Below are 2,996 nucleotides of genomic sequence, written 5' to 3'. Positions count from 1 at the left end.
ACCAATCCAGGTCGTTGCCTTTGTCGAGGATCACCTGCAGCGCACCGACACCGATGATCAGCGTGATCAACCCCACGTAATCCATTGGCTGGTGGCTGGTGACCACCGGCCGCGCCTTCAGTTGCTGGCGCACCACCATCACGGCGAAGATCCCGATGGGCACGTTGATGAAGAAGATCCACGGCCAGCTGTAGCTGTCAGTGATCKGAATAAGATTTGCGCATATCCAAACACCTCAGATTTGGGCGCCATCATAGCGCCCGATTGAAGTGTCCAAAATCATTAGGCCAGTTCAGCAGGCTCGCGATAGCGGTGCATCAGCCACCTATTTTTATCTGATACACCGCCTTCGCGAGCAAGCCCGCTCCCACAGGAGGATTTGCGGTGATTGGGCAATTGCGCTCGCCACAGGTGCGACAATCAGGCCTGCCGGAATCTGACTCACAGGTTTACAATCGATGCTCCCGATCAGGAGTAACCCTGTGCTGACTCATCTCGATTCCCAAGGTCGCGCCAACATGGTCGATGTGACCGACAAGGCCGTGACGTTCCGTGAAGCCACGGCCGAAGCCTTTGTGCGCATGCTGCCCGAAACACTGCAGATGATCGTCAGCGGTGGTCATCCCAAAGGCGATGTGTTCGCCGTTGCGCGCATTGCCGGCATTCAGGCGGCGAAAAAAACCAGTGACCTGATTCCGCTCTGCCATCCGCTGATGCTCACCAGCGTCAAGGTCGAGCTCAATGCCGAAGGCGAGGACCGGGTGCGCATCGTTGCCCGTTGCAAACTGTCGGGGCAGACCGGCGTGGAGATGGAAGCCCTCACCGCCGCCAGTGTTGCTGCGCTGACCATCTACGACATGTGCAAGGCCGTGGATCGGGGCATGACCATTGAAGGCGTGCGGGTGCTGGAGAAACTCGGCGGCAAGAGCGGCCACTTCCAGGCGGATGCACCATGAAAATTACCGTGAAGTTCTTTGCGCGTTATCGCGAAGCGTTGGGCGTTGATTCGCAGAAGGTCGAGGGCGATTTCTCCACGGTGGACGACGTGCGGATACTGTTGGCCGCGCGTGAAGGTTTCGATGTCTTGAAAGAACAAAACCTGATGTGCGCCCGCAACGAAGACCTGTGCCAGCTCGACGAGCCGCTGGTCGATGGTGACGAAGTGGCATTCTTTCCCACCGTGACCGGAGGCTGAGCCATGGCGATTCGGGTGCAAGCCGATCCGTTCGACCCGGGCGTCGAAGTCAACGCGATGCACGCGGCCAATGTTGGCGTGGGGGCGGTGGTGAGTTTTGTCGGCTACGTGCGTGACTTCAATGACGGCCTTGATGTGTCCGGGATGTTCCTGGAGCACTACCCGGGCATGACTGAAAAAGCCTTGGGCAAGATCGTCGCCGAGGCCGAGCAGCGCTGGCCGTTGCTCAAGCTGGAGGTCCTGCATCGCATCGGTGCCCTGGAGCCGGGCGAACCGATCGTCTTCGTGGCGGCCGCCAGTGCCCATCGCCAGGCGGCATTCGACGCCTGCGCCTTTGTAATGGACTACCTCAAGACCCGTGCGCCGTTCTGGAAAAAGGAAAACACCGCCGATGGCCCGCGCTGGGTCGAAGGGCGTGACAGTGATCATGCGGCGGCGGATCGCTGGAAGCGGTAGATAGCCTGTTGCTGATTCATTGCCTGCCAACCGCTATCGCGAGCAGGCTCGCTCCCACAAGGGATCCAGGTTGTACACAGTATTCGTGTTCGACGCAGGCCTCCTGTGGGAGCGAGCCTGCTCGCGATGAGGCCATTAGCCTCCCATCACTTTTCGCGGTTGCCCCAATTGACGATATGTACATTAAAGTCCAGTATGGATTTATAAGTACATAAAATCCGTCGCTTCACCTTTCTCTGCCAAAACCAACAACAAACCCGCGAGAGATCGATCATGAAAAAGCTCCCCCTCATCACCGGCCTGGCCTTGAGCCTGCTGGCCTCCAGCAGTCTGTTCGCCGCCGAGAAGACTTTGCGTATCGGCATCGAAGCGGCGTATCCGCCGTTTGCTTCCAAGACCTCCGAAGGAAAGATCGAGGGATTTGACTATGACATTGGCAATGCGCTGTGCGCGCAGATGAAGGTCAAGTGCCAGTGGATCGAAAGTGAGTTTGACGGGCTGATTCCGTCGCTCAAGGTGAAGAAAATCGACATGGCGCTGTCGTCCATGACCATCACCGAAGAGCGCAAGAAGTCGGTGGATTTTACTCACAAGTACTACTTCACCTCGTCGCGGCTGGTCATGAAGGAGGGCGCTGTGGTCGATGATCAGTACGCCAGTCTCAAAGGCAAGACCGTGGGTGTGCAACGGGCGACCACCACCGACCGCTTCGCTACGGAGGTCTTCGAACCCAAGGGCGTGACAGTCAAGCGCTACAGCAACAACGAAGAAATCTACATGGACCTGGCGTCCGGTCGACTGGACGCGATATTCGCTGACACCATCCCGCTGGAGGATTTTCTGTCGATGCCCCGGGGCAAGGGCTACGCGTTTGTCGGGCCGGAGCTCAAGGACCCGAAATACGTCGGTGAAGGCGCGGGTATCGCGGTGCGCAAGGGCAATACCCAATTGGTGTCGGACTTGAACAAGGCCATCGACGGGATTCGGGCCAGTGGGGAGTATCAGAAGATTCAGGCCAAGTATTTCAAGTCGGATATCTATGGCGACTGATTGATCGTTATCGCGAGCAGGCTGAACTGGCCTAATGATTTTGGACACTTCAATCGGGCGCTATGATGGCGCCCAAATCTGAGGTGTTTGGATATGCGCAAATCTTATTCCAGTGAGTTCAAGCTCAAGGCTGCCAGCATGGTGCTGGACGAGGGCCAGTCCGTTCCCGAAGTCTGTGCCAGCCTGGATATTGGCCCTACCGCCTTGCGCCGTTGGGTCGACCAGGTTCGCAAAGAGCGCTTGGGTTCGACCCCCGAGGGGGCTAAGGCGATTACCGCCGATCAGCGAGAGATTC

At 57.9% G+C, this 2,996-nt stretch carries 5 protein-coding genes and 1 pseudogene; 5 read left to right on the top strand and 1 reads right to left on the bottom strand.

Going from position 1 to position 2,996, the window contains the following annotated elements; genetic code table 11:
- Positions 1 to 205, bottom strand: a pseudogene (locus CRX69_RS22730) (MFS transporter); the annotation flags it as partial.
- Between the two features lie 277 nt (positions 206 to 482).
- Between CRX69_RS22730 and moaC the strand changes: the two are divergent.
- The 5 genes from moaC to CRX69_RS22705 all read left to right on the top strand — a co-directional run.
- Positions 483 to 956, top strand: a complete 474-nt coding sequence (gene moaC, locus CRX69_RS22725) for a cyclic pyranopterin monophosphate synthase MoaC (RefSeq protein ID WP_076383624.1) — start codon at positions 483 to 485, stop codon at positions 954 to 956.
- A complete protein-coding gene (locus CRX69_RS22720; RefSeq protein WP_047228851.1) occupies positions 953 to 1,195 on the top strand; it encodes a MoaD/ThiS family protein in 243 nt (80 codons plus the stop codon). The genes moaC and CRX69_RS22720 overlap by 4 nt, the downstream gene beginning before the upstream one ends.
- Positions 1,196 to 1,198: 3 nt before the next feature.
- Complete coding sequence (gene moaE / locus CRX69_RS22715) at positions 1,199 to 1,651, top strand: molybdopterin synthase catalytic subunit MoaE (RefSeq protein WP_076383625.1); 453 nt, start codon at positions 1,199 to 1,201, stop codon at positions 1,649 to 1,651.
- 273 nt (positions 1,652 to 1,924) lie between these two features.
- Positions 1,925 to 2,701, top strand: a complete 777-nt coding sequence (locus CRX69_RS22710; RefSeq protein WP_047228853.1) for an ABC transporter substrate-binding protein — start codon at positions 1,925 to 1,927, stop codon at positions 2,699 to 2,701.
- A 93-nt stretch (positions 2,702 to 2,794) separates the two neighbouring features.
- On the top strand, positions 2,795 to 2,996 hold a 202-nt coding region (locus CRX69_RS22705), incomplete at its 3' end, for a transposase (RefSeq protein WP_157952147.1).

This window comes from Pseudomonas rhizophila (assembly GCF_003033885.1).
GTDB classification, from domain to species: domain Bacteria; phylum Pseudomonadota; class Gammaproteobacteria; order Pseudomonadales; family Pseudomonadaceae; genus Aquipseudomonas; species Aquipseudomonas rhizophila.
The sequence above is the reverse complement of the archived record's forward strand: the minus strand, read 5'-3'. Positions and strand labels throughout refer to the sequence as shown.

Bases quoted from the DNA above. Each gene is read 5' to 3' on its own strand.
- CRX69_RS22720 (WP_047228851.1), top strand. From the start codon at position 953: ATGAAAATTACCGTGAAGTTCTTTGCGCGTTATCGCGAAGCGTTGGGC.
- CRX69_RS22710 (WP_047228853.1), top strand. From the start codon at position 1,925: ATGAAAAAGCTCCCCCTCATCACCGGCCTGGCCTTGAGCCTGCTGGCC.
- moaE (WP_076383625.1), top strand. From the start codon at position 1,199: ATGGCGATTCGGGTGCAAGCCGATCCGTTCGACCCGGGCGTCGAAGTC.